This window comes from Micromonospora sp. ALFpr18c (assembly GCF_008868155.1).
In the GTDB taxonomy this organism is placed as follows: Bacteria; Actinomycetota; Actinomycetes; order Mycobacteriales; family Micromonosporaceae; genus Micromonospora.
On record NZ_WBKR01000040.1, the window covers coordinates 1 to 26,200 of the forward strand.

Here is a 26,200-nt window from a genome sequence, read left to right on the forward strand (position 1 = left end):
GCCTGTCAAACGCGCAGGTCAGGACGAGTGCATCTGCAACCCTCGCGGCAAGGAGAGCATTCACGAGGTCTACAGTCGGCGAAACCGCTACTCATGCGGCCAGCAGCGCAAACCTCGGCCGCAGGCCGTACGCAGACTGTCTTGTATTCGCATCAGATCGAATACGCGGCGGAAGGACTAACGTTCGGGAAAGTTGCGCTAAGCGGCGGCAGGCGGTGACCTGCTCACGCGGCTGGAGCGTGCGGGATCACCATCCTGAATGGGTAGGTGTACTCGGCGCCGCAGCCGGCGCACCGGGCGCGGAAGAGCGCGCTGGTCGGGGTGTCAGCCTCCGCGGGTACAACTTCGTAGCGCACGCCCTCGATCACGATGTGCAGCCGGGGCCATCGGGTCAGGCAGATGCACGCTGAGGAGTTCACGCCTTCGCTCCGCCGTCGTCGTGAGCCGGGGCGGGGTCCTGAGCTCGCCACTCGCGGGGCTTGGCGCCGGTGGCGTCGGCGACTTGGGCGACGTCGCGGTGGCTGTAGGCGGTGCGTACGCCGGAGATGGACATGCCGGCGGCTGCGGCGAGGTCGCCCAGCGTGTAGGGGCGGGGTTGGACGAATTCGCGGCCGTAGGCGATCAGCTCGCGGATCCGCTGCTCGGCTTCCTCCTTCGCGCGGCGGGCGCCGGCCAGCGCGCCGATCAGCGGGTCCTGGTCGCCTCCATCCCACGCGGCCCGCAGGTTCTCGGCGGCACGTTCTTGGTCTTCGGCGGCTTCGTCTCGCGCGGCGAGGAAGCCGTCGTCGTGTTCCTCGCCGGGTTCGGGTTGCGGGATCGGGTAGAGGATCGCGGCCACGTCGGTGAAGATGTCTCGTCGAGTCATGTCCTACATTCTGCGCAATCTATTGCGATGATAGCAACAGGTTGCGCCAGTCGTAGTGTTTCTGAGACCCCGTATTCGATCTTGTCTAACAAACGACCGTTTCCCGAACAAGATCGTAAACGACCAGCCGGCCCGGTCAGCCCCGTACAGAAAACCCGTCCGGAAACCTCGTCAGCTTCTCGGCATCGACGACCGTGCACTCCCGGAAACCCAGATGAGCGCGGATCTCAGCGCGGTGCCGCTTGATCGTGCGCCCAGCCCACTCGTAGAAGCCCAACGAGCCTGCCTCGACGCCCAGCTGCCGCGCGACGAACTCCACCACGTCCTCATGCAGCTCCGCCCGGCCGCGCGGGAACCGGCCGAACCGCCCGTAGAACTTCAGCAACAGCGCAAAGCCGAGCTGCGTGTCGCGGTGCTTCGCCGCGACCAGATCCTGCTCAGCACCGACCAACGTCCAGTGCTCAACCAGATCCCCAAGACTCATCAAAGGACGTTTCACAGCCGGAGATCATTCCGACCTCTAACACCACCCCGACAGCCCTCACGCCTAGATCATCTTTTTGGCCCCTGGTGCCGTGGTTCTTACCAACACCCCCACGACGACCACTGGTGGCTCATCGTCGACAGCAACCCCGACAACATCAGAGTCACGGTGAACCAGGTTTTCGACTGACGGCCGGTCATGGCGTGCGCTGACCGGGTGGCTGGTCCGTTCGCCGTCATGTCGCACTTCTCGCACCTCATCCGGCCAGGACCAGTCAGCACCACTACGGCGTCACCCACGATCTCAACGACGCCGAGCAGGACGCGCTGCGCGCCGTCGCCAGCGTGGTCCGCACCGCAGGCGGTGACGTGCTCCTGGCGGCCAGCGCCGCTCACCACCGGCTCCGCCTGGCCGACGCCTGAGCAACCTGCCCTGGGCGGTGTGCGACAGGTGCTACGTGTCCACCTGGTCCGGCGGCAGACCCCCGCCGGGCTGTGCCACCTCGGGCCAGTCCTCCACGTCGGCGGACATCGCCCGTGCGGGCGCGTGCTCGCCGCGCGCGGCCGCCGCGGCGACGGCGAGCGCCGCGCGTCGGGCGGACCCGCGCCCGGCGCGCTCCTGCTGGGCGCCCCGGTCGCGGTCATCCCATCCGGCTCGGGCGGTGGCCAGCCGCCCAGCGGCCTCGCCGGCGACCGCCGTGGCGACCAGGCGGCGGTGCTCGGCGTGTCGGCGGGCCGGGATCGGCGGCGCCACGTCACCGGCGAGCGCCTCGTCGAGTAGCCACTTGAGGTAGCCGCACGGGTGGTCGGGGGCGTCCAGCAGCCCGCGGCCGCCACGCGTCCGCCGCACCCAGGCGTCCAGCATCTCGGCCGTCCAGTCCCGACTCAGCGCCGCGCCCAGCGTGGCGGCCACCCGGGGCAGGCTCGCGTCCGCCAGCCACGTCCAGCGCACGATGAGCGCTCGGGCGAGGTCATACGCCCACCCGCTCCACGCCGGGGCACGGCGTGTCTGTCGACACGCCGCCTGGCGCGTCCTAGGACGCTGTAGAGGGTGCGACGTGTCGCACTCGGTCCCAGCTCGACTCCTCTCGGCTGGTGAGCGCGAAGCGCGCTTCTCCCTCCGGCTCGTCCGGTCCGTTCGATCGGCGTACGAGAGCCGCGGCGAGTGAGCAAAACCCCGAGACAAGCAGGAACTTAGGTACTCACCTTGAGACGCCGAGCGGGGGGGGAAGAAATTCGCGGTCTGGATCTGGCGTGAGGCGATGGCCTCGACGTCAGCCAGGACGGTGTCGCGGGTGGTGGCCACGGCCTGGCGCAGCTGCGCTCGGCGGACCATGCCGGCGTGGTCGACCACGGCACCGGTGCGGGCGGTGAGCGCGTCGACGTCGTCCTCCGCCTCGGCGAGCAGCGCCAGGGCGTGCTGCAGAAGGTCGTCGAGCACCAGCAGCGCCACCGGCACGTAGGGCGCCCTGGTGGCGGCGTCGCCATGGTGCACCGGCCGCAGGTCGAACTCGGCGCGGTCGTTGTAGCGGCCGAGTTCGGTGCGCTCGGCCAGCGTCAGCCGGCGGCCGTGGCGGGTGCGGACGGCCCAGCCGAGGGCCTCGGCGCGGGCCCAGCAGTCGGTGACCGTGCGGGTCGTGCAGCCGGAGAGCTGCGCGGACCTGTCCCGGCCGGGCAGGGCTCGGCGGCCGGTGCGGTAGTCCGCGTCGACGGCCAGGACTCCGGCGACCCGGGCCAGCCTCGACGGTCGGCCACGCCTGGAGGCGCGCGCCGCAGCCTCGCGGGCGAGCAGCTCGGCGAGCAGCTCCACCGCGCGCCCGCGCGTGCCGCCAGCGGCGTAGGACTCCATCGTGGTGCGCAGCCGCTGCACCCACGCGGTCAGCTCGGCCACCCGGGCGTCGGCCTCGGCGCGCTCGGCGAGCTGTCCGAGCCGCTCGTCGACCGCAGCCGCGGTGAGCGCCTGGTCCTCGGCGAACCGGTCGCGGGCGTCGGCCAGCCAGGAGTAGCCGCACAGCCAGCACGCCGGCGACGGATCCGGAGCGCCGCACGCCGCGCAGCTGGTGTCGACGTCGTCGACCAGCTCGGCCACCATCCGCCGGTACTCGCGATCGGTGCGGCCTCGCCAGCACGACATGCACAGCGCGTCGGATCCGACACCGTCGCGGGGGAGACCCTGCCGGTCGACGCCGGCGGCCGCGCACGGCACACACGGCACTTGCACCCCGGTCGGGTAGACCGGGCGGCGCCGCGCGCCGGGCGGTGCGGCCAGCCGGGTCTGTCCGGTGCGGGTCGTCTCGACCAGTAACCGCTGGTCAGCGGGCGGGGGTAAGGCTGGGCGCTCCAGAAGGCGCGGAGAACCGGCCCGACACGCCGGCGTGTCTGGAGACAAAGAAGCACCCAGCCCGGGGCTGGATGCTATTCTGGCCTCCGAGCTTGGAGAGCCTCAAACCCTGTGTCGCGGCCAAACGTCAAGGGGTTTGGGGCTCGGTTTTTATCTGGAGTTAGGTGTCGCGCGTGAGGCGCGGTCTCCTGTCAAGGTCATGAGTGTTCCGCAGGATCGTACGTCTGCGACAGCTACCGCCTGTAGCTCAACACACCTCCTGGCGCATCCGAATGGGGTTTTCGTTCGATGCTGGCCGGGTTCTGTCGCGGTTGGACGCGACACCGCCCGGCCGGATCGAGCACGGCCGGGCGGTGGGAACGGATCAAGTCACGTCAACGGAGCGCGCAGTTCCTACTGGTCGCGGGCTCCCTGCTCTTGCCGGGCTGCCGGCATGTTCTCGGCGCGGAAGGCGTAGTCAGCCGCGTCGGTGCCACGCCATACCAGCCCGGCCTCTTCGTCACCGGGATCAACCTCGGCAGGGGTTACCCACACGAACTCCTCACCCGGGCTGTGCCTTGGCACCGTGCTCTGGCCGGGGCGGGTCGCCCGCTCGTCTGCCAGTCGGCTCAGCGCTTTCGCCATGGCGTCGGCGTGCTCGATGCGCTTGGTGTCCTCGTCGCCCTCGACAACCTTGGAGTAGACGCGGTCGGCCATGTACCGCCAGTGCTGCGCCTGCTTGCGGATCTCGTCAACCGTCTTGCCCTGCCAGCGGGCGGTGATGAACCGAGTGACCTCGGCGAGTTCTTCGGGCGTGGACAGGGTGCGGGTGCCGTCGGGCTGGGTGTGCAGCCGCGCCTCGTACGCGTCGATCTCGGTGTTCTCTGCCCGCCACTGCTGCTCCAGCCGATCGGCCTCGCCGGCGAGCAGCTGCGCGAGCGGCGTGCCGGCGGCGTCGTAGTCGTTCCACAGACGCTCCGCTGATTCGATGCTTCCGCTCCAGGTCACTGGGTGCAGCCAGACACCGTCCTTGCCGGGCGCTCCGTCGTCGGGGCGAACGTCGAGCACCCGCGCGAGTGGCCGGCCGTGCGCGTCTACGATCGTCGCCGCGAGTTCGGCCGCGCGGGTCCGGGCGTCGTCGATGGTGACCCCGGCGAGAAACTCGGCGCAGTGGACCGCACGCCACACGTGCAGCCGCTCGGCCGTGCTGGTGGGCAGTGCGGGGCGGCCCGGGTCGTCGACAGGCTGCCCGGCGGCGCGAGCTGCGGCCCGGCGCAGGCTCGCCACGTAGTCGGCGATGTCGTACGCCTTCTCCGGTCCGCGCGGTGTCCACGTCGCCGGCCATGGCATCGGTCGGCGCGGGTAGTCGTCGACCAGGTCCTCCCACTCGCCAGCGGCGAGCTGGTCCCGGGGCACGACCGCGACTTCGCGGCGGCCGTCCCCACTCTCGTGCAGTTCCTGAGTGTGGCAGCACAACCCGCTCATGCCGGCGTCCCGGTAGACCGGGGTACGCATGTAGCCCAGCGCGATGCGCCACCACGCCTCGTGCTCGCTGATCGCCGTGCACCGGACCTCGATGTCGGCCTCCCACAGCCGAGTCGGCCGGCCCTTCTGCCGTGCCCGCCAGTGATCCAGCTTCCGGGCGTCCTCGCGGGCGTGGCGGGCCTCAAAGCTCCAGTCGTCGCCGGCGTACCCGGCGGCGGGGTTGCACTCAAGCGCCGCGATCGCCTCCGGCGGGATCGGCGGCCGCGGCTGCTGGCGCACCTGACGCAGCGCTCGCGCGTAGGGGATGCCGTCGCTGGCCGCGAGTTCTCGGGCGGCGCGTTGGTCCTTGTTCACCATGACGTGTCCTGTCCGGCCGTTACCCACGCTCTCGGCCACGGCGTCCATGGGTCTGCGGGAAGAGAGCTGCTGCCTCGCACGTCGGCTGTGCCGCTTGTCGTCGTTGCCCGGACGCGGCGTGGGCGCGTCGGCTGGGCTCGGAGTCGGGCCGGTGCATCGACCTGACCGGCATCGTAGCCGTGGGCACCGACAATCTCGGTCAGCGCTGGTCAGCTGGCCCGGACCACCCGGGTAAAACCCTCGGTGGTCAGCGTGTCCAGGCTGGCCCGGGTGCGCTGGTGCTGGTTGCGTACGACGGAGTCGGGCACTGCCCGGCCCCACCGCCGACCGGGCACGGGGCCGGGGCGCTGGCGCTGTCGGTCCAGACACGTCTGGAGCGTGGTGCCGAACACCACGGCGGTCGTGGGCACCTGGTGGCGGGCGGCGGCCGCGAGCAGCTCGGCGCGCTCGGCCGGTACGCCGTTGGTCGCGTCGACCACGGTGGTCAGCCGGCGCGACAGGCGCGCGTCCACGATCGCCAGCAACAGCGCCACCGCATCGGCGGTGGCGTCCTGGTCGCACTCGTCATCGGCCACCACGGCGCGCAGGGCGTCCAGGCTGACCACCTGCGACGATCGGTAGCGGTCCGCCGCCCACGTGGACTTGCCCGCGCCGGCGGCGCCGATCAGCACCACCAACTCCGGTGCGGCGGCGGTCGCCGGGTCAACGTCATCCCTGGTCATGGTCGGATTCTCCTCAGCTGGCGATTCGGTGTCGGACGGGGCGACCGGTCTCCCAGTCGACCGGCCCACCTCGGTAGATCCGGTAGGGGCGACCCTCCCGTGCGGCTCGCACACGGGCCCGGTGGTCCATGTCGGCCAGGCGGGCGGCGACCCGCTGCTCGCGGGTGGCGCGGGGCTCGTCGAACTCGGCCCACGTGCCGCGCAGGTCGTTGACGCCGCTGTCGTAGCGGCCCCGCAGGTACGCCTCGGAGGTGAGGGCGAGCACCTGCTCGGCGGTGTAGAGCTGCGTTGCCATCGGATCCTCCCTGCGGTAGGTCGTCGTCCTGGGCTCCGCCAGGCCGGGGCTGCTGGTCGCGGGCAAGGGCTGCCCGGAGGGCACCGCGTAGCGGCTCGGCCCTTGCGGGTGGCCAGTGGTTCTGGCATCCCTTCGGGGCAGGTCGACGTCCTGGCGCAGGGGTGGTGGCTGGTGGAGCACTGCGGGCACGTCTCGCACCTGTCGCACCCCTTCCGGTCGTGGTGAGGGCCGGGGCTGGCTCGCCCCGGCCCTGCTGGTCACTTCTGGCGCGCGGCGATCCACCCTTCCGCGCACGTCTTGTGGCACGGCTTGCCTGCCGGGCTCCGGCAGATCGCTGGATTGCCGCAGATCACGCACGGCTCCGGCGGGCCGGCGCTGCCGGTCTTCGTCCAGTCCAGCCCCGGCCCGTCGCTGCCCCTGGCCACCGGGTCACCCCAGCGGGAACAGCTGGCGGGCCGCGTCCAACGGGCTCAGCCCGTCGACCACCGCGACAAGGATGTCGCCGTGGCACGGCTTCGTGACCGGGCACCAGCACACGAGGGTCCGCCCGGCCAACGCGGCGCGGGCGGCGGCCACCAGGTCCGGACGCCGGTCGAGCAACTGCGCGTACGCCTGCACCGCGGCGGCGCGCTCGCTCTCGGCCCCGCGGTACGGGTTGCCCCACCGGCTCGGCCGGCCGATGTACACCGCGCCAGCGGGCATCTGCCACCCGGCGGTCCGCCGGCGCTGGATCTGCCGGCTCACCTGGGCACCTCGGCACCCAGCGGGTACTCCCGGATCCGAAGGTTGGTCGGCCAGTACGACCAGTCGCTGCCCTTGCTGTCCGCGCCGTACTGCTTGGCCCACGCCGCGCCGAGTTGCTTGACGAACGGGGCGCAATCCCACCGGTCGCAGCGGGCGATCAGGTCGTACACCCACTCCAGCGCCAGCGGTCGGGCGCCGGGACCGGACTCGCCGCCGACGATGAGCCAGTCGATCAACGACAGGTCCAGTCCGTCCAGCGGGCCCAGCAGCGGCTCCGCCGAGATGAACCGGCAGTTCGCGCCTTCAACGGCGCGCAGGTCGTCGACGCGATCGAGGTAGTCGACGCTCTCGACGGACACCCCGATCCACAGGTTTTCCGGCCAGTCCAGATGCGGGGCGACCCGAGACAGTCGACGGGCTCGCTTGGTCAGCACCATGTACGTGTGCTGCGGCGTCGCCGCGATCGTCTCGAACACCCGCTGCACGAACTCCAGCGGCACCCGCGCGTGGAACAGGTCGCTCATGCTGTTGACGAAGATCCGTTCGGGCTGGTGCCAGCCGAACGGCGTGGTGAGGGTGTCCGGGTGCAGCGTCAGCCCGAACCCGGGGCCCGAGGTACGCGGGTCGCCGTCGAGCTGGTACTTCTCCGACCCCATCGCCTTGAGCCGGCGAGCCATCGTCAGGGCGTAGCACTTGTCGCACCCGGGGGAGACGCGGTCGCACCCGGTGCTTGGATTCCAGACCTTCGTGGCCCACTCGATGCTGGTGTCAGCCATGATCGGTCACTCCTTCCAGGGGGTCAGCGGCCCAGCCGGCGGGGGCGGTTCATGTCGCGCAGCACCTGTTCGCACGCCGCGTCGGTGTCCCGGTTCGGGGGCTTGCTCTGCCAGTCGAGCGGCGGCGGGGACGTGCTGGGGTCGGTGCGCTTGTTCTCGGCCTTGGCCATGTCCGGGGTTCCCTCCCGGTCGGGCTCCCGGCCGGCGTTCCTGCGCCGGTCGGGGAGCGGAGGTGGGGTGGCCGCCTACTGGCGGGCCTGGCGTGGGACCGGATCCCGGGGGAGCCGGCCCCCACCGGCCCCGTCAGTCGACCTCCACGCAGTCCACGCAAACGGTGGTGGCGTTGAGCAGCACGGCCACCTGATCACCGGGGCGAATCTTGGTGCCGTCTGCGGGGCACGTCATGGCCTGCTGGGCGGTCTCCCACCGGGTGACCGGGACGTCGATGTCGAGAAACGGCACGGGCTCCGTACGCTGGTCAGTCATGGTCGAGGTTCCCTCTCGATCTAGGCCCCCGGTCGGGTGTTCCTGCACCCCCGGGGGCTGCCTCATCACGGCTCGCTGGGTCTCGGCGCGGACCGGACGTGGCCCGGCCCGCGCCGACAGGGGACTACCTCCAGCCCAGACCGGTGAGGGCCTGGAGCTTGGCGGTGGCGTTCTCGACGTCCTTCTTCGCCTGGCGGCCTCCGACAACCTTGTTCGCGGTCATCGCGTTGGAGAGCTGCTGCTTGGCGGCCTCGACGTCGGCTTTCTTCGCCATGAGGGGTTTCCTCCCTGGATGGCTCCCCGCCGGTGCTGAACCCACCGAGCAGGGGAGCGGCTGACCGTCGACCTGACGGCCCCGCGCGGGTCGGACCGAGAGCAGTCCGGCCCCACGGGGCTGCCAGGTAGGCAGGCCAAGGGAGGTGCGAGAAGTGCGACACCACCGGCCGGGGCCGGGGCTTGTACTGTGCTGAGTCATGGTCGGGGTTTCCTCCCGATCTAGGCCCCCGGGTCGGCGCTGAACCCGCCGCCGGGGGCTGCCTACATCACCGGTAGCCGGCCTGCCGGCTGCTGATCTGCGGCCCGACCGGCGGTGAACTGAACGCCGGCAGGCCCATCACCTCCCGCACGATCTCGTCGACCCGGACCGCAAGCTGCTGCGCCTGGATGCGGGCCGTCCGCTCGTCGACGTCGAGCCGGGCACTCACCCGGACCTCCATGCGGCCGTTGCCGTCGATGTCCTCGATCCGGGTAGTTACCAGCCGCCCGTACCGGGTTCGCCAGGTCATCGGCTCCGACCGGTGCTCACCGCTCGGGTAGCCATGCTGCGCCGTGCACTGGTGGTCCTGCGCACACCACGGTGGACACACTCTCGGGGGTCTCCGCCAGCGGCGGCCGGTCACGTTCATGCCTCCACCATGCACCGTGTTTGTCAGTCAGTCAACAGGTTGACTGACTGACACGCGAGCAATATGGTTGATCGTGTGAGCCGTCATCGGCTCAGTCAGGGGATGGGATGCTGACGGTCACCCCAAAGCACTCCAGGGAGATCCGAGTGACCACAGGCCGCAGCAAGAACAGCCAGGGAGAAAACATGCCGACCGTCGCGCCGCCGCCCGTTGATGAGCCACGGGTGAACTTCGGCGCCCGCGTCCGCGAGTCCGTCCGCAAGCGGGCCCGGGTCTACGCCGTGCAGAACGACGTCGAGCTCCAGGACCTGCTGGATGAGGCCGTCGACGAGTACCTACGCGCCCGAGGCGCGTGACCGACATTCCGGCCCCGGCAGCCGACTCGTCATCACCCGCCGGGGCCAGACAACGCAGAGGAAGGAAACCCATGCGCAGTTCCCAGCGTACGGGCCTACCGTCGTGGTTCGACGGTGATCGGGCTCGACAAGCCGTACGGCTCGCGGGGCCCGGAACGGGGGTCGCGCGATGACGTTCAACTGGAGCGCCGCGCAGCCGGTGCTGGACTGGCTGGCCGACGTCGGCGCGGTGAAGCTGTCGCTCATCGGCGTGGCGGCGCTGCTGTCGCTGCTCGTGCTGTGGCGGTCGCTGCGCCGGCGGCGTAGGAACCGTGCCGCTGTGGAGCAGGCCGAGCAGCAGGTGCTGGAGAAGGAGACGGCGATCGGTGTCGAGCCGGCGGATATGCCGCCGGTCTACATCGAGGAGGCGACCTGGTTCGACCGGATGCTGTCGCTGGTCGCGGTCGGGCTGATCCTGGCGTTCAGCTCGGAGGGCATGTGGGAGGTTGCCACCGGCTCGCTTAACCTGAGCAACAAACTGGCCGTGGTGCTGTTCGCGGTCGGCGAGATCGCGATGGTGTTGCAGGGTCGACGGGCCGAGACGGCGAAGCGGCACGAGCAGCGCCAGGCGGAGCTGCTGGCCGCTGGCCGGACGGTCGTCAACCCGATCGAGCCGGGCACCTGGCGGCGGCACGCGCAAGCGGTGTGGCGCATCGCTGCCGGCATGGGCGTGATCGTGTCCCTGGCGTCGGACTCGCTCGTTGAGGTGCCGATCCGCCTCGGTCTGCCGCTGCTCGCCGCGTACCTGTGGTGGCTCCAGATGGACGACACCGGGGTCAAGCCGAAGCCGAAGTACAAGTGGAAGTGGAACCTCCGCCGGATCCTTCTCGGTCTGGACCTGGCCGAGCCTGAAGGCAAGGACGTCGAAGAGGTCGACCACGCGCAGCGGGTGGAAGAACTGTCCCGGGTGATGCTGCGCCTGCGCCTGTTGCCAACTGGCGACGAGAACGACAAGGCCGTCAAGAAGGTGGCGGGTCGTCGTCGACGGCTACTGCGCCGGTTGCAGACCCTGACGCTGACCGCCGCACCGGAGATGGTGGACGAGGCGGCCAAGGCGGCTCAGCGTGCGTTCGTGATCGAGGCCGCTACGGCGCCGCTGACGGCCGAGGAACTCGACCGGGTGGAAGTTGCCGAACGTCGGGCCGCCGACGCCGTCGCCGAGTCGGCCAAGCAGCAGGCAGCCGCTGCGGCGGCCATCGCCGAGGCGCAGCAGCGAGCCGAGACGGCGGAGCAGGTGCTGCCGAATGAGATCGACCGGCGCATCGCCGACGAACGGCACCGGTGGCAGCAGCAGCGCGACCAGGAGGTCCGCGCGATGCAGGCCGAGCTGGACCAGGTGGCCACGCGCCGCGACCAGGAGGTGCGGGCCCTGCGGTCCGAGCTGGCCAGCGTGCGGCAGCAGCTCGCGGCGGCGCCGGGGGCCGGGGCGATCGACGCCGCGGTGTCGGCGGTGCGGGCCGAGCTGGACCAGGTGGCCGCACAGCGCACCGACGCGCAGCGAGCGGCCGAGCAGCGGGGCCGTGAAGTCCAGCAGCTACAGGCTGCGCTGGAGGCGATGAAGGCTGAGCTGGCCGAGTCTCGGCGCGGTGGACGGCTGACCGCTGAGCGCGCGGCGGAGCTGGCGGCGGAGCTGGCGTCCGGTGTGCAGCTGGACACAGCAAAGGTCAGCGAGCGGTACGGAGTGGAGGACCGGCAGGCCCGGCGCCTGCTCACTGCGGCGAAGAAGCTGGTCGACGAGCAGAAGGGGGAGCTGGCGACCGCTGGCGGCCGGTAAGCAACGGGGTTACCCGAGTCAGACTCGTGATCTACGGTGACGACTCGGTCGCATCCCGCGACATCAATAGGACCGGGGCGGCGCGCGAACGCCGCCCCGGCTTGAACCGGAACAGGAGAACAGGCTCCATGTCCCAGCAGAAGAACGGTAGCGAGCTACAAGCGGGCGCTGTAGCCACCCTCGGGGGTGGCGGCTTGATGTACCTCGCCGGGGTGGCCGGCGAGCAGCTCAACGCCACAGCGGCCGCCGCCGGCGACAACGTCGCCATGCTCGACGTCTTCGCCGGCACCATCCCCACCGGCATGTTCGGGATGGGCGCGGCGGCCGCGGTCTGGGGTGGGCACACCCTCTACCGGCGGCTGTCGCGGCGCGGACGGGTGCGAGCGAAGTACCACAACCCGGGGTGGGCGGACTGGCTGGCGTTGCGCAAGCACCTGTCGTCGGTGTCCACGATCCGGGTCGCGGAGCACACCCGGCACAGCTACAAGCACGTGACCTGGTGGAACCGGGCGTGGTACCTGCGGCAGTTCCGCAACGCCATGGACGTGACCGACCACGGCGTCTACCTCGGTGAGTCGATCGTCGGCCCGTCGTACGCGCGCCGGCTCTACGCCTCCTACCGCGACGTAATCCTGGTGATCGCCCCGCCGCAGTCGGGGAAGACGGCGTGGCTGATGGGCGCGATCATCGACGCGGCCGGCGCGGTGGTGGCCACCAGCACCAAGCACGACATCTACGAGATGACCTGCGCCCTCCGCAGCGAGGGCGGGCGGCCAGTGCTGCTGTTCAACCCGGCCGGGTTGGGCGGGCTGGAGTCGACGCTGCGGTGGAACCCGGTGCGCGGGTGCGAGCACTACGCCACGGCGCAGAGCCGGGCCGCGTCGATGACCCGGGGTGTGCGGTCGATGCGGCAGTCACACTCCGACGACAGCGGCTTCTGGGAGGACCAGGCCACGAAGGTGCTGCGGTGTTTCCTGCTGGCGGCCGCGCTGTCCGGCGAGGGCATGGCCACCGTCGCCAAGTGGGTGGCCACCCCCGACAACCACCAGGCGCTGGAGATCCTGCGGGAGCACGCCGGGCAGGTGCCCGGCGGGTGGCTCGGCGAGCTGCGCCAGGTCGTCACCACGGGCGCCGAGAAGACCCGCGACAGCATCTTCCTGACCCTGTCGCAGTCGATGCAGTTCATGGCGAACCCGGCGGTGGCCGCGATCGTCGCCCCGGGTCCGGGGGAGGACGCGCTGGACATTGACCAGTTCATCGCGTCGAAGGGAACGCTGTACCTGCTCGGCGACGACAAGAGCCTCGCACCGCTGCTGGTGGCGTTGACGCAGCACCTGTTCGAGGGGGCGAAGGCGTGCGCCTCCCGTCAGCCCGGCGGTCGTCTTGACCCGCCGATGTCGTTCCTGCTCGACGAGGCCGCGCTGATCGTGCCGGTCGACCTGACCCGGTGGGTCGCCGACGCCGGCGGCCGCAACATCGCCATCACGATCTCCGCGCAGGCCCTCGCCCAGCTCTACGAGATCTACGGCGAGCGCGGCGGCCAGGTCATCAAGACCGCCGCGAACACGCAGCTGTATTTCGGTGGGCTGACGCTGACGGAGGATCTGAACACGATCGCGGAGGCGTGCGGCACCTACGTCACCAAGCAGCACACCGAGACCGAGGGCGAGCGGCGCGGCCGCTCCACCTCCACCACCGAGGTACGCCGACCGACCATCGAGCCGTCGTTGGTGCGCGAGATCCCCGAGCACCACGCGCTGATCCTGCACCGCACCGCACCGCCGACACTGATCCGGACCACGCCGGCGTGGGAGCGCCGCGACGTCAAGCGGGCCCGCCGCGCCGCGAAGAAGGGTCCGATTCCCACGCAGCGCGTCGACGACGCCGGGGCCGATGGAGACGACCAGTGACCGGTGACCGGCCGGGAAGCGGCGGCTGGGGCGCGCAGATCCTCGCGCTCGGCGCGGAGGTACACCAGCTGCGCGAGCAGTTTGCCGACCTGACCGGCATCGGCGAGCAGGTCACCACCCTGGGTGAGGACATGGTCTCGCTCCAGGAGGTGGTGCAGCAGCTGCTCGCCGAGCAGAGCGACAAGCCGGTGCGGGTGTGGGACTGGTCTGCCATGAACAAGGAACAGGCCGCGGCTGCCTGGCACACCCTGATCGACTGGGTCCGCGACATCCTCGCCGGCACGTACGGGCTGGTTGGGCCCACCGGCGGCCGCCGCGACAAGATCCCGGCGTGCTGGTACCGGCACCCCGACGTCGTCACTGAGCTGTCCTGGCTGTGCCAGGAATGGCACCGCCTCTACCGCTCGGCCAAGGGCACCCCGGCCGGCGCGGGGGAGTGGCACGACCGGTGGCTACCCGGCACGATCAACCGGCTCCGCAGCGACTCCACCATGGCCGCCTGCCTCAATGACGACAGGCACGTCGAACCCCGGCCGACCAACTCGATCGACGACAACAGCGCCTTGGTAGCGGTCATCGAGGCCGACATGGCAGCACGCCCCGACGCACCGGCACCCGGTGCCAATAAGCCGTAGAAGAACCACGACCAAGCGGCGAGCAGGGCCCTCACCAACCGGTGGGGGCCCTGCTTCGTGTGCGGGGGTGGCCCGTGTCGGACGGCTCTGGCACGCTGACGCGGCAGTGACACAGGGCAATCTCATGGTGACGGAGGATCGCGGACGTGGAAGAACCGGAGGGCCGGCGGCGGCTCGGAATGGGTGCGGTGGGGCAGCTGCTGGGCGTGCCCCGCCTGACCGTGTGGTGGTGGGTCAAGACCGGCCAACTCAAGCCGACGGGCGTCGACGACGGCCAGGAGTGGTGGTCCGAAGACGAGGTCTATGCGTGGGCGCTGGGCCGCCGGGGCGACAAGTGGTCGGGTCGAGTGCCGGTCACCGCCTGGCGGTGGAACCGACACAGCATCACCTTCGACGGCACCGTGGAGCTTCCCGGCGCGGTTGCCCTGAGCTGGGACACCCCCTCGGGCCCGGTGCACCTGGTGTGGCCGCTGCCCACCGGTTGGCGGGCGCCACACCGCAAGTGGGTCGAGCAGCTCGCCCCACGCGGCAACGGAGCGGTGGTCGTGGTCAGCAGCGGGTTCTCGTCCCTGTCCGGGCCGGAACTCAAGGGCCTGCTGCCCGGCCTACCCGAGCGCAGCTACACGCCGACATGGATCGAGCTGGCCGAGGTGCTGGGCCAGCCGCTGCCGTGGTGGTCGCTGACCCTGCGAGACAAGCAGCTGCTGCTGGACTGGACGCCGTCGACTCCCACGGCCACCACGATGGCGATACCCGCCCTGGACACCGGCGCGCTGCTCATGATGGCGTCCACCTACCCGCAGACGCACCCCTCCGCCCGAGTCCTCGTCAACCTCGCACGTCTCGCACACTCCCAGTCCGCAAGCTCCGCCGAGGAACTGGTCAAGATGGTCGAGCGCGCCGAGCTGCCAGACGGGGTGCTGCGCATCGCGGCCCGACCGATGCCGGTGCCGGAGTCCGACCTGGACGACATCGACCCCACCCAGCGCCGCGCCGGCTGGCTCGACCTACTCGCCCGCCCTGATGACCTGGCCCGCCGGTGCGTCCGCGAGGTCACCAGCTGGGACGCCGGTACCGACCTGCCCTACAGCAACCCGCAGACCATCGAGCCGCACGAAAGCACGTGGGCGATCCGGTGGACCCAGCGACTCGTCCCCACCCAGCGCACCGCCGCGTTCGAACTCCTCGCCCAGCCCGACCAAGACGGTGACGCCCTGGTCGACCCCGACACCGACGCACCGGTCTGGAGAGACAGCGACGGCGACTACATCGCCGCCATGCCGCAGCGACTGCCCGCGACCGCGCCCCTGGCCGAACTGATCCTCGACGGCCCGGTCTGGATCCGCACCAGCGACGGCAAGCTCTACCCCGCCCCCCGCGACTCCTACTTCGGGCTGGGGTGGGGCTACGGCGGATCCGGCCCCGGGTCGCTCGCCCTGCTCGTCGACGCGCTGCTCGACGACATCAACGCCCAAGCACCCGCCGATATCACCGGCGCACCCGAGGGCCTGGAGGCCCTGCTGTCCCGCAAGCTGCCCGACCGGACCGTACTCACCCGCGCCCACCTGGAAGCCGCTCGCCGCGGTGACCCGGTCATCATCGCCGTCGACGACGTCGACCAGGACGAAGACGAGGACGACGCATGAGCACCGACACCACCACACCGACCCGGCCCGCCCCGATCGAGGACACCAACGCCGGTTGGCTGGCCATGCTCGAAGAGTGGGCCGAAGACCTATGGCACCGCTTCCGTCGCCAGCGCGCCAGCGACGACTGGCCCCCGGACTGGCTCCTGCCCGCCGCCGGCGTCGCCGGAGTGCTACTCGTCGCACTCCTGCTGTTCGGCCTCGTCATGCCGCTGCTGCGCTGGATCGGCCGCTTCGCCGTCGACGCGATCGACGGTGGCGTGGACTGGCTGCGCGACTGGAGCCTCACCCACGTCGTTCTCGACCCGGTCCGCGCCTACCTCACCGCCCACTCCGCCGGCCTGCCCATCGACGCCGAGACGCTGTGGTGGACCTGGTGCGCCGCCGGCGTCGGCCTGTTCGCGCTCGCCTTCCTCGCTCGCGCCGTCGCCGCACGCCTCGGCTGGATCCTCTTCGGCGCCGCAACCGTGGCGATGGTCTGGGCCACCACCACCGGCCCGGCCCGCACCACCACCGCCGGCATCGCCGCCCTCTGGTGGATCGTGCTCAGCCTCTTCGCGCTGCGCCGGCCCTGGACCCAGCAGCGCGTCACCGTCCACCTGCCCGAGCTGCCCTGGCTCGCTCGTATGGTGCAGCGCCGCGAGTAGCACCCCTCGCACACGACAGGGCCCCCACCAATCGGTGGGGGCCCTGTTTGTCGGTCGGTCAGCGCACCGAGCCCAGCGGCGGCCCTTGGTCGAACGGCCAGTCGTCCGGAATGGAAACACCCTGGCCGCCGGTCACCCATAGTGCCCAGTCGTCGACGCCGTTCAAGTAGTTGATGGAGAGCGGATCCACGGGCGGGCTTACGGCGGGGCGTCCGCCGTTGGACATCGCCACCTGAGCTTCGTACCCCTCATGCCGGACGTCATTGCAGGTAACGGGCCGTCCGAGAAACTGACCCGTAACGGGAGAAGCGTGATCATGACCCAGGATCCAGCGGCAGACCGCCGCGCCGCCCCGAGCGTAGTCATGCGTCGGTGCGTAGACCCTGACCAGGTGCGCCAGCATGTACTCGATCTCGGCGCGGCTCCTCAGCTCCCAACCACTGCGCACGCGTTCGGCCATGGCCGGCCTCCTTCCGTCTCTATCGACGGTAAGCCATTCCTGCGTCATCGTTCATATCCTCGGGCCTGGGACCGCTCGGCCTGCTGCTGGCGATCGCGCATGAGCCGGGCGGACTCGCGGCGGGCCTGGTCCTCCTGCTCGCGTGCTTGCTGCTCGGCACGCTGTCCGGCGGTGCGCTGGGACGCCTCGGCGCGTTGAGCACGACGCTCCAGGTAGGTGCGGGCCTCGCGCAGTTCCTGCTGGATGGTGCGCGGGAACGCACCGGCGGCCACCCGGGCGGCCCGTGTCGGGTCCTGCTGCTCGGCCTCCGGCTGACGCTCGGGAGCCTTGACCTGCTCGGGCTCGGGCTGACGCTCGGCGGTGGGGCGCTGCTCCGGGAACGCCTGGGCCGCGAGCTGCGCCGGCGTGGGCGTGGCCGGCTGCTCCGGCTCGCGGGCGACGGTCGGCTCCACCTCGGTCTCCGGAGCGTCGACGGCGAGCTGCGCAGGCTCGTCGACGTCGAGCGTCGCGGCGGCACCCTCCAGCTCGACGTCCGGCTCCGTCTCTCGCACCTCTCGCACGTCGACCTGTTCGCCGGCGTTGATCTCGTCGCGCTCCTGGACGTCCTGCTCCACCTGCCCGGCCTCGACCTGCTCGGCCTCGACCTGGTCGCGCTCCGGAACCTCCTGGTCGACGCGCTCGGTGTCACCGGCGGCGGCCTGGTCGCGGTCGACCTCGTCCTGCTCGGCGGCCGGCTGCCGGTCGACCTGGCGGCGGTCCAGCTCAGCGCCGGCGGCCTGCGCGGTCTCGCGGACCTCCTCGGTGTCCGTACGCCACGTGGCGTGCGCGACGGTGATCTCCTCGAAGGTGGCAGCCTGCTCGGCGAACCCGGCGGCCATCTCCCGCCACCCGGCCGCCCGAGTCTCCATCTCGGCCCTCTCCTGGGCGTCCGCGAGGGTCGCGGCCTCGGCCTCGGCCAGGATGGCGCGCTGCTCGTAGTCGCGGGCCAACTGGAACGCCTCGGACATCTGCGGCCCAAGGTACGGCGGCGCCCACACCTGCTCGCGCTCGTAGGCGGCGAGCATCGCCCGCAGCTGCTCGTCACCGGCGGCCGCGATGTGTCGGTGCTCGTCCGGGCGACCCAACGCCTCGTAGGCGGCGTCCCACGCGGCGCGCTGCTCGACGGCGCTGCGGGGCGGGGCCTGCCCGATGACGGTGCCCTCGCCGGTCACCCCGTACAGCTCGCGGTACGCCTCGACGACGGCGGCGCGCTGCTCCCACTCGGTGCGCTCCGGCTCCTGCTCGGGCAGTTCACCGAGCCGGGCGGTCGCCCACGCCGGGGTTTGCTCGGCGACCCGCTCGCCGAGTGCGTCCTGCCGGGCCTGCATCGCCTCGGCGACCTCGCGGGCGAACTCACCTTCGGGGCCCTCGATGTCGGGGGTACGGGCCAGCCAGTCCGAGCCGGCCGGCTCGTGCTCCGGGGTCCGACCGGCGGCCGTCTGCTCCACCCGGTACTGCAACAGTGCGCCCAGCTCCCGGGCGTCGGTGAGGCTGCGCGGGTCGCCGATTGCCTCGCGTAGCAGGGCCTCGATGTCGTGGCCCTGGAGCTGGGTCTCGCGCAGGTGCCGGTAGAGCGGGTCGGCCTGCTCGGCGTCCAGGCGGGCGACCGCGTCCGGGCCGAGAATGTCCCCGAGCAGGGCGCGGCACTGATCCCGGGTGTGCCGGGTGGTGACGTCGACCCACATCGGAGCGAGCGCGGGCATCGACTCCGCGTACTCGAGTCCCTCCCGCAGCGACTCGGTGGCCGACTTCTCCACGCCCTCCCGCTCCAGGATCCGGGTCATCTCCGCCAGCGGCGTCGACACCTGGGTGTCCTCCGGCATCCCGTCGATCGGGTCCTCGGGGGTGCGCTCGGTGGCCAGGAACGCTTCGTTGATCTCGGTGCCCCGGGTCAGGGCCACGTACCCGGCCTCGCGGGTGATGCCCTGGTCAGCATCGCCATAGAGGTAGCCACGGTCGACGTTCCGACCCTGGGTAGCTTGGACGGTGCCGGCGTAGCCCAGCGCAGTCCACTCGCGCACGTAGTCCGGGTCGAGCCGGACGGTGCCGGCGAGCTGCTCCCGACCCTCGGAGTCAAGGCCGACGATCCGGCGCACAGTCAGTGACCCGTCCTCGTGCAGCTCGGTCACCCGGTACACCCGCCGGTTGATGACCTGCAAACCCTCACTGTCGACCAACAGTGACTTGTTCTCGCGGGTCTGGACCAGGTCGCCGACGCCGGCGACGTTGCCGCCCATCACCGCCGCTCCGCCTTCTTCGACTCGGCCGAGGCGGACCAGCTCCGCGCGGATCCGGGCGGACAGCTCGTCAGCGACCGCGTTGGTCGGGGTGGTCAGCGTGGCGACCTTCCCAGCGAGAGTGGCGGCGACGTAGCGACCGACCGACTTCTCGGCCATCTCCTCGGCGGTCCCGCCGTGCAGCCGGCCGTGCTCCTCGTAGGCGGCGAGCACCTCGGCGTTGCCGTCCCGCAGCCCGAGAGACGCCTCGGCCTCCCAATCGCGCACCTGGTCACCGTCGCGGAACCGGCGCACCGTGCGCAGCTCGTACGCCCCGGTCTCCTGGCGGAGCAGCCGGAACCCGCCGCCCGCTCCGACCGACTGCATCTGCCCGTCGTCACCGACCCCGGCCATCTTCGCCCCGGCCTCGGCCACGATCTGCACCAGCTTGACCATGTCCGGGTGGTTCGCCATTGCGGCCTCGTCGACGATGACCAGGTCACCCGGGCGCAGGGCGAACCGAGCTATATCGGCCTGCGCGCCGTGGCCCTCGTGCAGATCCAAGAACTTCTTGATGTTGGTGGTGGTGCTGACGCCGGCTTCGGCGAGCACGCCGGCGGCGATGTTCGACGGTGCGAGCCCGATCACCCGGCCGCCGTTGGCCTCCCACGCCTTCGTGATGATGCCCTGGGCGTAGCTCTTCCCGGTGCCGGCCGGGCCGACGATGACCGACACCTGCCGGCCATCGCCGAGCACCCCGCGCACGGCGGCGGCCTGGTCCTCGCCCAACGTCGACGCGGCGATCGCGTCCTCGATCTGCTCCGGGGACAACCGCGGCGCGTCGGTGCGGGAGGCCGTGGCCACCATCCGCTCTTCCTCGCGCAGCTGCGTCTCGGTGGAATACCGCTCGACCCGACCGGGCTGGTAGACGCTGCGCCCGTCCGACTCCCGCCGCAGCTCCGGCGGCGTGTTGACGACCTCGAACCCGGACACCTGCAGAACGCCGTACGCGCCGCTGGTCAGGGCCTCATCGGTCAGCGACTCCAACAGGGCGGTAACGCTGCCGGCGTCGTCGGCGGCGGTGCCCAGCTGCTCGGGCAGCGCCCGGGCCATGCAGCGCATCACGTCGTCCCGACCGAACTTCGCCCGCTCCGACTGCACCTCACCCAGCGCCTGCGCGATCACCCGGGCCCGGTCCAGCACCGGCGCCGGGTCGCCGTCGCGCATCCGGCTCAACCGGCGGTTCACCGCGGCGGCCTCAGCGTTGTCGGCCATCTCCGCGTGGGTGCGCCGGTCAGCGGCGACCGCCTCGCGCTCCCACCGGTCGACCAGCTCGTCCATCGGCACCGCGGCGTCCTTGCGGTCCCGGGTCTGCAACGCCGCCCGCTCCGCCATCTTCGACAGAGTCTGCGGCGACGGCTCGTGCCCGGTGCGCTCCCGGTACAGCTCGACGTACTTTTCCAGCTCACCCTTGATCTGCTGCCGGCGCGTCGATGCCGCTTCCCGGTCGTCCAGGGTGATCCCGATGACCTCGCGGGCCTTGCCGTCCTCCCGGGTCTCCAGGTCCACCGGCAGATCCCGGGTCAGCTGCTCCTCCATCGTGCGGTGGTAGACCGCTTCCATGCCTGGCCGGGCCTTGTGCAGCGCGCGGGAGTCCAGGGTCCGCCACACCACCCGGCCGTCGTCCTCGACCGTGGGTACCCGGTTGAGCACCTGGAGGTGCGAGTGCATCTGCACGTCACCAGCCCGGGACGTCTCGTGCAGGAACTCGGCGGCCACCCACTCGTGGGCGTCGACGTACCGGCCCACGCTCGCCCCGTCCGGGCCCGCGCTGCCGTGGTAGCCGACCCGGGTGAAACCCGCCTCACGCTGGAGGTACTCCAACGCCGCAGCGACCCCTGCGCGGTGCGCCGCCTCGACCTTCCCCGCGTCCTCGACGCGGCCCTGCGCCAGCAGACCCGCCCGGTACAAGCTGATCGACTTCTGCACCGAGAAGGTCACGTCGAACGATCCGTTCGCCTTTGGCTGCTTCGACTCGATCAGCCGCCGCAGCTCCTCCCGGCGGTGCGCGTCCGCGTCCGGCTCGGCCTTCAACGCCTCCGCCAGCCGCTCATCCACCGACTTGTACTGCCGGGGAGCGCGACCCAACCGGGCACCCGTGAGTAGCTCTGCGTAGTGGTCTTTCGCGTCGTCGCCCGTGAGCCCAAGCTTCCGGATCTCGGCGGCCGCGCGGGCGGTCAGCTCCGCGTGCAGACGCGGGTCGCACAGCTCGCCGAACAGCACCAGGTGCTCTTCCTTGACCACCTCGGAACCCTGCTCGTACCCGAGCCGCTCCACCCCCGCGCCGAGCCACCGCGCGGACGGGCCGACCTCCTGACCCTCGTGGTAGTACGCCTGACGATCATGCTCGTGTGCCTGGCACTCCCACGGGTAGCGCGCACCGGCCATCCCCGCAGGGATGGGGGTCACGCGCACAGTCATGGATAGATCATAGCTGATGATCTTGGGCCAGTACATTGCAATGCCTTGGTGTGACGGTTCTAAAATGGTCTGGGGTGGGGTACTTGCTGGCTGTGCTCGTGGTGGGTGGATGTGACGGGGTGGACGGTTCTGATGAGACGGTGCTGGAGATCGAACGAGATTGTGGGGTGGCTGTGGTGACTTCCCGGGTTGAGGGGGCGCTAACGCCGTTGGCGGGGGCGCTGCTGGTCCGGTTCGGGGTCGGCTTCGCCGCTGCGCACGATGACCCGCGCCCGGCTGTGGCCGTGCCTCACGCGCTCGCGCCGGCTCCCGGCAACGCCGGGCAGCTCGCCGCCCTCCGGCGGGTGGTAACGCCTCCCAGTGGGCGCTACCAGCCCGCTACCACCGAGGTCGGCACCCGCCCCGCCGTCACGGTCGGTGACCCCACACGGCGCATCGCGCCGCGCCGCCAGACGGCGGCCGACCGGTGGTGACCACCTGGACGTCAGTACGCGCCGGCCGACGCCGCGTGCACTTCGACGCCAGCGACGGCACTCACCTCGGCTACGTCGACGTGACCAGCGGCCAGCCCGGAGACGTGCACCTCGGCCGCGCCACCGAGTTCTACGCCGCCCTGGCCACCTGGCGACAGCGCAACCCCACACCGCCCCGCACCGACCCGCCCGAGCTGGTCCATAACCTCGCGCCGCCCACCGCCCCGGCCGGGCCAGTCGCCCCGCCCACCCACCTGGGCAACGACGCGTTCGGACCGCCCCCACAGGACCCGCCAGTCGGCGTGAGCATCCGCGAACGCCCAGCTCAGCGACCCACACCGCCCACCCAGCGCAGTAGACGACCGGGATGGACCGACCTGGCGGACAACCAGCCCGGCCAGGGCGCGGCCGCCGTCGCCGCGCAGCTGCGCCGCGACCGGCCCGTGGTCACGTTCTTCGCCCGGCTCCTGCGACTGCGCACCGACGAACGCGCGTGGCGCGTCGGCGCGGCCGGCGAGGTGAAAACCGCCGGCTACCTGCGCAAACTCACCAGCCCCGGCGGCGGCTGGTACGTCCTGCACTCCGTGCCGGTCAGCGCCCGAGGCACGGACATCGACCACGTCCTCATCGGACCGGCCGGAATCTTCACCATCAACACCAAGCACCACCCGCGCGGCTTCGTCTCCGCCGGCCCGGACGGCATCACCGTCAACCGCCACGCCACCGCCTACGCGGTCAAGGCCCGCGCCGAAGCTGACCGCGCCGGCCGGCTCCTGGGCGCTGCCCTCGGCCACGGCCCGATCGCCGTCACCCCGGTCATCGCCGTCGTCGGCGCCGGTGTCCGCGGTGACCACCAGCCCCTGGGCGTGACCGTCATCGCCGCGTCCAAACTCGCCCGCTGGCTCCGCCGACAGACGCCCGTCCTCACCCCGGACACCGTGACCAAACTTCACGACATCGCTCGGCGCTCCACCACCTGGCTTCCCTGACCGGTCATCCGCGTGACCGCCCACCCGGTCACCAGTGACCGAGGCTGCGGTCATCACCATGACCATCGGTCATCCGCCCCCGACCGCCACGGCCATCCCGCGACCACCCGGCCCGGTCACGCCATGACCGGGCCGGACCACCCGATGACCGCGCGGCGGTCACCACGATGACCGGCCACCGGCACGACCACCACCGCCGGTCACCGATGTCCACCCGCCCCGACCTGCCGCGAAGCACGGCCCGCGCCCGATGGCGAGCCATCCGACCACCACACCACCCTGCCCTGCTGGTGCTGGACGGTCCGGCCCCTACGCCACCTCACGGCTCAACCGGCCAGGTTCTCTCGCCCCCGCCCCGACCCTGCACCACCTCCGCCGGTCATCTCGTGACCGGTCACCAGAGATGACCGGCGGGTCGGTCACCGTGTCCAACAGCACGGCCACCACGATGACCACCCCGCGCTGCCGGTCACCACCATGGCCGCCTGCCCCGGTCACGGCCATGACCGCGCCCGGTCACCACGACGACCGGTCACCCGAGTGACCACCGGCAGGGCACCCCCTGTCCGACCGGTCATCGCCGTGACCACTCAGGCCGGTCACGGCGACCGCCAGCGGCGGACATCCATGACCGGCCCGAGGGCGGGTCCGTCAGCCGTGCTCGCGCGACCCCCGGCCGTCGCCGGCGAGCCGACCGGCCAACGAGGCAACCTGGGCGGTGAGGTCGGCCGCCTGAGTACGCGCCGCCCGCTCGTCCGTCCGCGCCTGGGTCACCTCGGCGCGCAGCTCCTGCACGACCGCGAGCCGATCGGCCAGCCGGGCCTCCACCGCTTCCCGGCCCGCGGCCGCCTGGTCCCGCTCGCGCTCCACCGCGCGCAGCTGCTCGCGGACCTCCGCCACGGCGGCCTCGGCCGTCTTCCGCGCGGCCGTCTGGTCCTGCTCGCGCTGCCGCGTCTCGGCCAGCTCCCGCTTCCCGTTCTCGACCTGCTGCGCCGTCCGGGCCTGCTCCGCCCGCGCCTGCTCCACCTCGCGGCCGCGCTGGTCGACCTGACCGGTCAACTCGTCCACCCGGGTCCGGGCGGCGGACAGCTCGCCGTGCAGCTGCTGCACCTGGGCGTCGCGGTCGGCAAGCCGAGACTCGGCCGTGGCGCGGCCGGCGGCGGCCTGGTCCCGCTCGCGCTCCACCGCGCGCAGCTGCTCGCGGACCTCCGCCAGCTCGCGCTCCGCCTCCTGCTGCGCCGCACGGGCGGTGCTCGCCTCGCCGGCAGACTGCTCGGCGCGGTCGTTGGCGCTGGCCACGTCGCGGGCCAACCGGTCCAGCTCACCGGCCTGCCGGGACACCTCTGCGCGGGCCTCGTTGCGGGCAACGGTCGCCTCCTCGACCTGGACGCGTAGCTGCACCGCCTCGATGCCCTGGTTCTCCGCGAGGGTCCGCGCCTCGGTCAACTCAGCTCGCACCGTGTCCAGCTCGGACAGCACCTGGTCCCGCACGCCGAGCACCGCCTCCAGCTCGGCGCCGCGCGCGTCGAGCTGACCGGTCAGCTCGTCGGCCTTGGCTCGGGCGGCGGCCAGATCACCGGCGATCGCGTCGACCTGGGACGCCATGTCCTCCGCGTCGACCTGCAACTGCTCGGCACGGCTCTCCGCCGCGACCCGCCGGGCGTGCTCGGCGGCCCGTCCCGCCTCGGAGTCGCTGACCCGCTGCGCGGCCTCAGTCGTCACGGCCTCGATCTGCGCCTCAGCCGCGTCGACATCGCCGACCGTCCGCATCGCCTCCGCGTGCTGCCCGAGGGCCTCGACCAGGTCACGGGCGAGCCGCTCGATCACCTTCACCGAACTGGACGCCGTGTCCCCCGCCATCGTCACGGGCCGCCCCAGGTCCGCCTGCTCGGCGCTCTGCCCACCGGTCGCCCGCCCGCGCTCCGCCCGGAACTTGGTCTGCGCGTTGTGCTCCGGGTTCTTGCAGTACTTCGGCGGCCGCCCCGGGCCCACCGCCCGCTCGGCCTCGTCGTGGCACCCCGGAAAGGCGCACGTCTGCTGCTCGGAAGGGATCTGCGTCTCAGTCATGCCAATATAATAACATAGAATTAGATTCGTTCGTGTGATGAAACGAAATGAATTTAATCGTGATCGGGCCGCAGAAAGGGCGCCCCGTCGTTGGTGACGGAGCGCCCCTTCGAGTTGGTGCAGGGGGGTTTTAGCGGCGGTCGCGGCGGTGGTCCCGGATGCTCTCGGCGGCGGCCAGGATCTGCCGGGCGGTCAGGCTGTTGTCGGCCGGGTCGATCTGAGCTGCGGCGGCGAGCACCTGGTCCTCGCCGTCGCGGCGGCTCTGGGCTGACTCCTGCTGGAGCTGTTGGAAGCGGGCGCGGCTCATGCTGGGCGTTTCCCTTCGGTCAGATGGTGATGAGGATGGCGGCGACGAGCAACCAGGCGTAGTGCCAGGACTGGTCCAGGGCGTACGCACCGGTGCCCAAGCTCGGGTTGTCGTCGCGGTCGGCGCGCGGGGTGCCGAGCTGCCAGAACCGACCGGACCCGGTCCGGTCGGCCAGCCAGCGCAGCGGCGCGCGTCGGTCAGCGATGAAGTGCGTGACCAGGTTGACCGCCATGCCGGCGGCGAACCCGGCCGGCGAGATGGTCAGCTCCGTGACCAGCGCGACCAGCGCGAGCACAACCAGCTGGGTCGCGCCGTAGGTGGCCACGTGCTTGGCGCAGTACCAGCGGGACCGCCAGGTCGAGCAGTGCTCGTGTCGACCGCCGCCGTGGTCGGGGTCGCAGCCCTTGTGATCGGCCTGCGGCTGGGTCTGGATCCAGTGGTCGGCGAGCTGGTGGCCAACAAACAGAGCGATGTACACCGCGGCGATGGTGCCGGGGTCGATCATCGGGTGCCTCCAGACGAGGTGACGTCCTTGCGGCAGTCCTGGCACCAGGTGGGCGCCGAGACCTTGCCGTGCAGGGTGACCATGCAGCCGCAGGACAGCAGCACCCACCGGGCAGCCAGGATCACGCGTGCGAACATGAGGGGACTCCTTCGCGGGAGTAAGCGGGGGCGGCCGGCTTTCCAGGGCAGGGCCGCCCCTGCGTCGTCGAGTGGTCCGGG

At 71.5% G+C, this 26,200-nt stretch carries 26 protein-coding genes; 8 read left to right on the plus strand and 18 right to left on the minus strand.

What is annotated here, in order from left to right; all coding sequences use genetic code 11:
• Window positions 1-415: 415 nt before the first annotated feature.
• The 12 genes from F8271_RS10310 to F8271_RS10360 all read right to left on the minus strand — a co-directional run bounded on the left by F8271_RS10310 (window position 416) and on the right by F8271_RS10360 (window position 9,318).
• The gene (locus F8271_RS10310) at window positions 416-865 is read right to left on the minus strand and encodes a hypothetical protein (RefSeq protein WP_151489477.1); all 450 of its coding nucleotides are present in this window, start codon (window positions 863-865) and stop codon (window positions 416-418) included.
• 136 nt (window positions 866-1,001) lie between these two features.
• Window positions 1,002-1,349: a DUF4158 domain-containing protein gene (locus tag F8271_RS10315; RefSeq protein WP_151489478.1), complete on the minus strand. Its 348-nt coding sequence runs from the start codon at window positions 1,347-1,349 to the stop codon at window positions 1,002-1,004.
• 453 nt (window positions 1,350-1,802) lie between these two features.
• On the minus strand, window positions 1,803-3,482 hold the full coding sequence (locus tag F8271_RS10325; protein WP_225854382.1) for a hypothetical protein: 1,680 nt from the start codon (window positions 3,480-3,482) through the stop codon (window positions 1,803-1,805).
• 600 nt (window positions 3,483-4,082) lie between these two features.
• Window positions 4,083-5,510 (minus strand): hypothetical protein, encoded by a 1,428-nt coding sequence (locus F8271_RS10330; protein WP_151489479.1) that lies wholly within the window; start codon window positions 5,508-5,510, stop codon window positions 4,083-4,085.
• A gap of 209 nt (window positions 5,511-5,719) precedes the next feature.
• A complete protein-coding gene (locus F8271_RS10335; RefSeq protein WP_151489480.1) occupies window positions 5,720-6,232 on the minus strand; it encodes an AAA family ATPase in 513 nt (170 codons plus the stop codon).
• Window positions 6,233-6,245: 13 nt separating this feature from the next.
• Window positions 6,246-6,527, minus strand: a complete 282-nt coding sequence (locus tag F8271_RS10340; RefSeq protein WP_151489481.1) for a hypothetical protein — start codon at window positions 6,525-6,527, stop codon at window positions 6,246-6,248.
• Between the two features lie 429 nt (window positions 6,528-6,956).
• Window positions 6,957-7,271, minus strand: a complete 315-nt coding sequence (locus tag F8271_RS10345; RefSeq protein ID WP_151489482.1) for a DUF4326 domain-containing protein — start codon at window positions 7,269-7,271, stop codon at window positions 6,957-6,959.
• Complete coding sequence (locus F8271_RS10350) at window positions 7,268-8,047, minus strand: DUF5131 family protein (protein ID WP_151489483.1); 780 nt, start codon at window positions 8,045-8,047, stop codon at window positions 7,268-7,270. Before F8271_RS10350 ends, F8271_RS10345 begins: the two co-directional genes overlap by 4 nt.
• Before the next feature lie 23 nt (window positions 8,048-8,070).
• Complete coding sequence (locus F8271_RS32315; protein WP_192580232.1) at window positions 8,071-8,217, minus strand: hypothetical protein; 147 nt, start codon at window positions 8,215-8,217, stop codon at window positions 8,071-8,073.
• 133 nt (window positions 8,218-8,350) lie between these two features.
• Window positions 8,351-8,533, minus strand: a complete 183-nt coding sequence (locus F8271_RS10355; protein WP_151489484.1) for a hypothetical protein — start codon at window positions 8,531-8,533, stop codon at window positions 8,351-8,353.
• 124 nt (window positions 8,534-8,657) lie between these two features.
• Window positions 8,658-8,807 (minus strand): hypothetical protein, encoded by a 150-nt coding sequence (locus F8271_RS32320; RefSeq protein WP_192580233.1) that lies wholly within the window; start codon window positions 8,805-8,807, stop codon window positions 8,658-8,660.
• A gap of 268 nt (window positions 8,808-9,075) precedes the next feature.
• A complete protein-coding gene (locus tag F8271_RS10360) occupies window positions 9,076-9,318 on the minus strand; it encodes a hypothetical protein (protein WP_151489485.1) in 243 nt (80 codons plus the stop codon).
• A gap of 305 nt (window positions 9,319-9,623) precedes the next feature.
• Here F8271_RS10360 and F8271_RS32325 point away from each other — a divergent pair, with 305 nt between their 5' ends.
• The 6 genes from F8271_RS32325 to F8271_RS10385 all read left to right on the plus strand — a co-directional run bounded on the left by F8271_RS32325 (window position 9,624) and on the right by F8271_RS10385 (window position 16,445).
• Window positions 9,624-9,794 carry a hypothetical protein gene (locus F8271_RS32325; RefSeq protein ID WP_192580234.1) on the plus strand — a complete coding sequence of 57 codons (171 nt, stop codon included), beginning with the start codon at window positions 9,624-9,626 and terminating at the stop codon, window positions 9,792-9,794.
• Between the two features lie 169 nt (window positions 9,795-9,963).
• On the plus strand, window positions 9,964-11,607 hold the full coding sequence (locus tag F8271_RS10365; protein WP_151489486.1) for a hypothetical protein: 1,644 nt from the start codon (window positions 9,964-9,966) through the stop codon (window positions 11,605-11,607).
• 197 nt (window positions 11,608-11,804) lie between these two features.
• Window positions 11,805-13,517 (plus strand): type IV secretory system conjugative DNA transfer family protein, encoded by a 1,713-nt coding sequence (locus F8271_RS10370; RefSeq protein ID WP_225854390.1) that lies wholly within the window; start codon window positions 11,805-11,807, stop codon window positions 13,515-13,517.
• The gene (locus F8271_RS10375) at window positions 13,514-14,152 is read left to right on the plus strand and encodes a hypothetical protein (protein WP_151489488.1); all 639 of its coding nucleotides are present in this window, start codon (window positions 13,514-13,516) and stop codon (window positions 14,150-14,152) included. The genes F8271_RS10370 and F8271_RS10375 overlap by 4 nt, the downstream gene beginning before the upstream one ends.
• Before the next feature lie 146 nt (window positions 14,153-14,298).
• Window positions 14,299-15,798, plus strand: a complete 1,500-nt coding sequence (locus tag F8271_RS10380; protein ID WP_151489489.1) for a helix-turn-helix domain-containing protein — start codon at window positions 14,299-14,301, stop codon at window positions 15,796-15,798.
• Window positions 15,795-16,445, plus strand: coding sequence for a hypothetical protein (locus tag F8271_RS10385; protein ID WP_151489490.1), 651 nt, complete (start codon window positions 15,795-15,797; stop codon window positions 16,443-16,445). Before F8271_RS10380 ends, F8271_RS10385 begins: the two co-directional genes overlap by 4 nt.
• A 58-nt stretch (window positions 16,446-16,503) precedes the next feature.
• Here F8271_RS10385 and F8271_RS10390 read toward each other — a convergent pair whose 3' ends face one another.
• Both F8271_RS10390 and mobF read right to left on the minus strand, forming a co-directional pair.
• A complete protein-coding gene (locus tag F8271_RS10390; RefSeq protein ID WP_151489491.1) occupies window positions 16,504-16,905 on the minus strand; it encodes a hypothetical protein in 402 nt (133 codons plus the stop codon).
• A 44-nt stretch (window positions 16,906-16,949) separates the two neighbouring features.
• Window positions 16,950-21,641, minus strand: coding sequence for a MobF family relaxase (gene mobF, locus F8271_RS10395; protein WP_225854385.1), 4,692 nt, complete (start codon window positions 21,639-21,641; stop codon window positions 16,950-16,952).
• Between the two features lie 176 nt (window positions 21,642-21,817).
• On the opposite strand from mobF, the gene F8271_RS10400 reads away from it, so the two are divergent.
• Together F8271_RS10400 and F8271_RS10405 are read left to right on the plus strand one after the other, a co-directional pair.
• On the plus strand, window positions 21,818-22,114 hold the full coding sequence (locus F8271_RS10400; RefSeq protein WP_151489492.1) for a hypothetical protein: 297 nt from the start codon (window positions 21,818-21,820) through the stop codon (window positions 22,112-22,114).
• The gene (locus F8271_RS10405) at window positions 22,108-23,103 is read left to right on the plus strand and encodes a nuclease-related domain-containing protein (RefSeq protein ID WP_151489493.1); all 996 of its coding nucleotides are present in this window, start codon (window positions 22,108-22,110) and stop codon (window positions 23,101-23,103) included. The genes F8271_RS10400 and F8271_RS10405 overlap by 7 nt, the downstream gene beginning before the upstream one ends.
• Window positions 23,104-23,754: 651 nt before the next feature.
• Here the strand turns inward: F8271_RS10405 and F8271_RS10410 are convergent.
• The 4 genes from F8271_RS10410 to F8271_RS32335 form a co-directional block, all read right to left on the minus strand.
• Entirely contained in the window at window positions 23,755-25,170 is a 1,416-nt protein-coding gene (locus F8271_RS10410) for a hypothetical protein (RefSeq protein WP_151489494.1), read from the minus strand.
• A gap of 130 nt (window positions 25,171-25,300) precedes the next feature.
• Entirely contained in the window at window positions 25,301-25,477 is a 177-nt protein-coding gene (locus tag F8271_RS32330) for a hypothetical protein (RefSeq protein ID WP_192580236.1), read from the minus strand.
• Window positions 25,478-25,496: 19 nt separating this feature from the next.
• Window positions 25,497-25,982, minus strand: a complete 486-nt coding sequence (locus F8271_RS10415) for a DUF3307 domain-containing protein (RefSeq protein ID WP_151489495.1) — start codon at window positions 25,980-25,982, stop codon at window positions 25,497-25,499.
• Complete coding sequence (locus tag F8271_RS32335) at window positions 25,979-26,119, minus strand: hypothetical protein (protein ID WP_192580237.1); 141 nt, start codon at window positions 26,117-26,119, stop codon at window positions 25,979-25,981. Before F8271_RS32335 ends, F8271_RS10415 begins: the two co-directional genes overlap by 4 nt.
• Window positions 26,120-26,200 lie beyond the last annotated feature (81 nt).

Excerpts from the sequence above, each read along its gene's own strand:
- F8271_RS10310 (WP_151489477.1), bottom strand. The coding sequence starts at position 865 with ATGACTCGACGAGACATCTTCACCGACGTGGCCGCGATCCTCTACCCG.
- F8271_RS10370 (WP_225854390.1), top strand. The coding sequence starts at position 11,805 with ATGTACCTCGCCGGGGTGGCCGGCGAGCAGCTCAACGCCACAGCGGCC.
- F8271_RS32325 (WP_192580234.1), top strand. The coding sequence starts at position 9,624 with ATGCCGACCGTCGCGCCGCCGCCCGTTGATGAGCCACGGGTGAACTTC.
- F8271_RS10325 (WP_225854382.1), bottom strand. The coding sequence starts at position 3,482 with ATGTCGTGCTGGCGAGGCCGCACCGATCGCGAGTACCGGCGGATGGTG.
- mobF (WP_225854385.1), bottom strand. The coding sequence starts at position 21,641 with ATGACTGTGCGCGTGACCCCCATCCCTGCGGGGATGGCCGGTGCGCGC.
- F8271_RS10315 (WP_151489478.1), bottom strand. The coding sequence starts at position 1,349 with ATGAGTCTTGGGGATCTGGTTGAGCACTGGACGTTGGTCGGTGCTGAG.
- F8271_RS10335 (WP_151489480.1), bottom strand. The coding sequence starts at position 6,232 with ATGACCAGGGATGACGTTGACCCGGCGACCGCCGCCGCACCGGAGTTG.
- F8271_RS32320 (WP_192580233.1), bottom strand. The coding sequence starts at position 8,807 with ATGGCGAAGAAAGCCGACGTCGAGGCCGCCAAGCAGCAGCTCTCCAAC.
- F8271_RS10340 (WP_151489481.1), bottom strand. The coding sequence starts at position 6,527 with ATGGCAACGCAGCTCTACACCGCCGAGCAGGTGCTCGCCCTCACCTCC.
- F8271_RS10350 (WP_151489483.1), bottom strand. The coding sequence starts at position 8,047 with ATGGCTGACACCAGCATCGAGTGGGCCACGAAGGTCTGGAATCCAAGC.
- F8271_RS10355 (WP_151489484.1), bottom strand. The coding sequence starts at position 8,533 with ATGACTGACCAGCGTACGGAGCCCGTGCCGTTTCTCGACATCGACGTC.
- F8271_RS10415 (WP_151489495.1), bottom strand. The coding sequence starts at position 25,982 with ATGATCGACCCCGGCACCATCGCCGCGGTGTACATCGCTCTGTTTGTT.
- F8271_RS10330 (WP_151489479.1), bottom strand. The coding sequence starts at position 5,510 with ATGGTGAACAAGGACCAACGCGCCGCCCGAGAACTCGCGGCCAGCGAC.
- F8271_RS32315 (WP_192580232.1), bottom strand. The coding sequence starts at position 8,217 with ATGGCCAAGGCCGAGAACAAGCGCACCGACCCCAGCACGTCCCCGCCG.
- F8271_RS10390 (WP_151489491.1), bottom strand. The coding sequence starts at position 16,905 with ATGGCCGAACGCGTGCGCAGTGGTTGGGAGCTGAGGAGCCGCGCCGAG.
- F8271_RS10385 (WP_151489490.1), top strand. The coding sequence starts at position 15,795 with ATGAGCACCGACACCACCACACCGACCCGGCCCGCCCCGATCGAGGAC.
- F8271_RS32335 (WP_192580237.1), bottom strand. The coding sequence starts at position 26,119 with ATGTTCGCACGCGTGATCCTGGCTGCCCGGTGGGTGCTGCTGTCCTGC.
- F8271_RS10360 (WP_151489485.1), bottom strand. The coding sequence starts at position 9,318 with ATGACCTGGCGAACCCGGTACGGGCGGCTGGTAACTACCCGGATCGAG.
- F8271_RS32330 (WP_192580236.1), bottom strand. The coding sequence starts at position 25,477 with ATGAGCCGCGCCCGCTTCCAACAGCTCCAGCAGGAGTCAGCCCAGAGC.
- F8271_RS10365 (WP_151489486.1), top strand. The coding sequence starts at position 9,964 with ATGACGTTCAACTGGAGCGCCGCGCAGCCGGTGCTGGACTGGCTGGCC.
- F8271_RS10410 (WP_151489494.1), bottom strand. The coding sequence starts at position 25,170 with ATGACTGAGACGCAGATCCCTTCCGAGCAGCAGACGTGCGCCTTTCCG.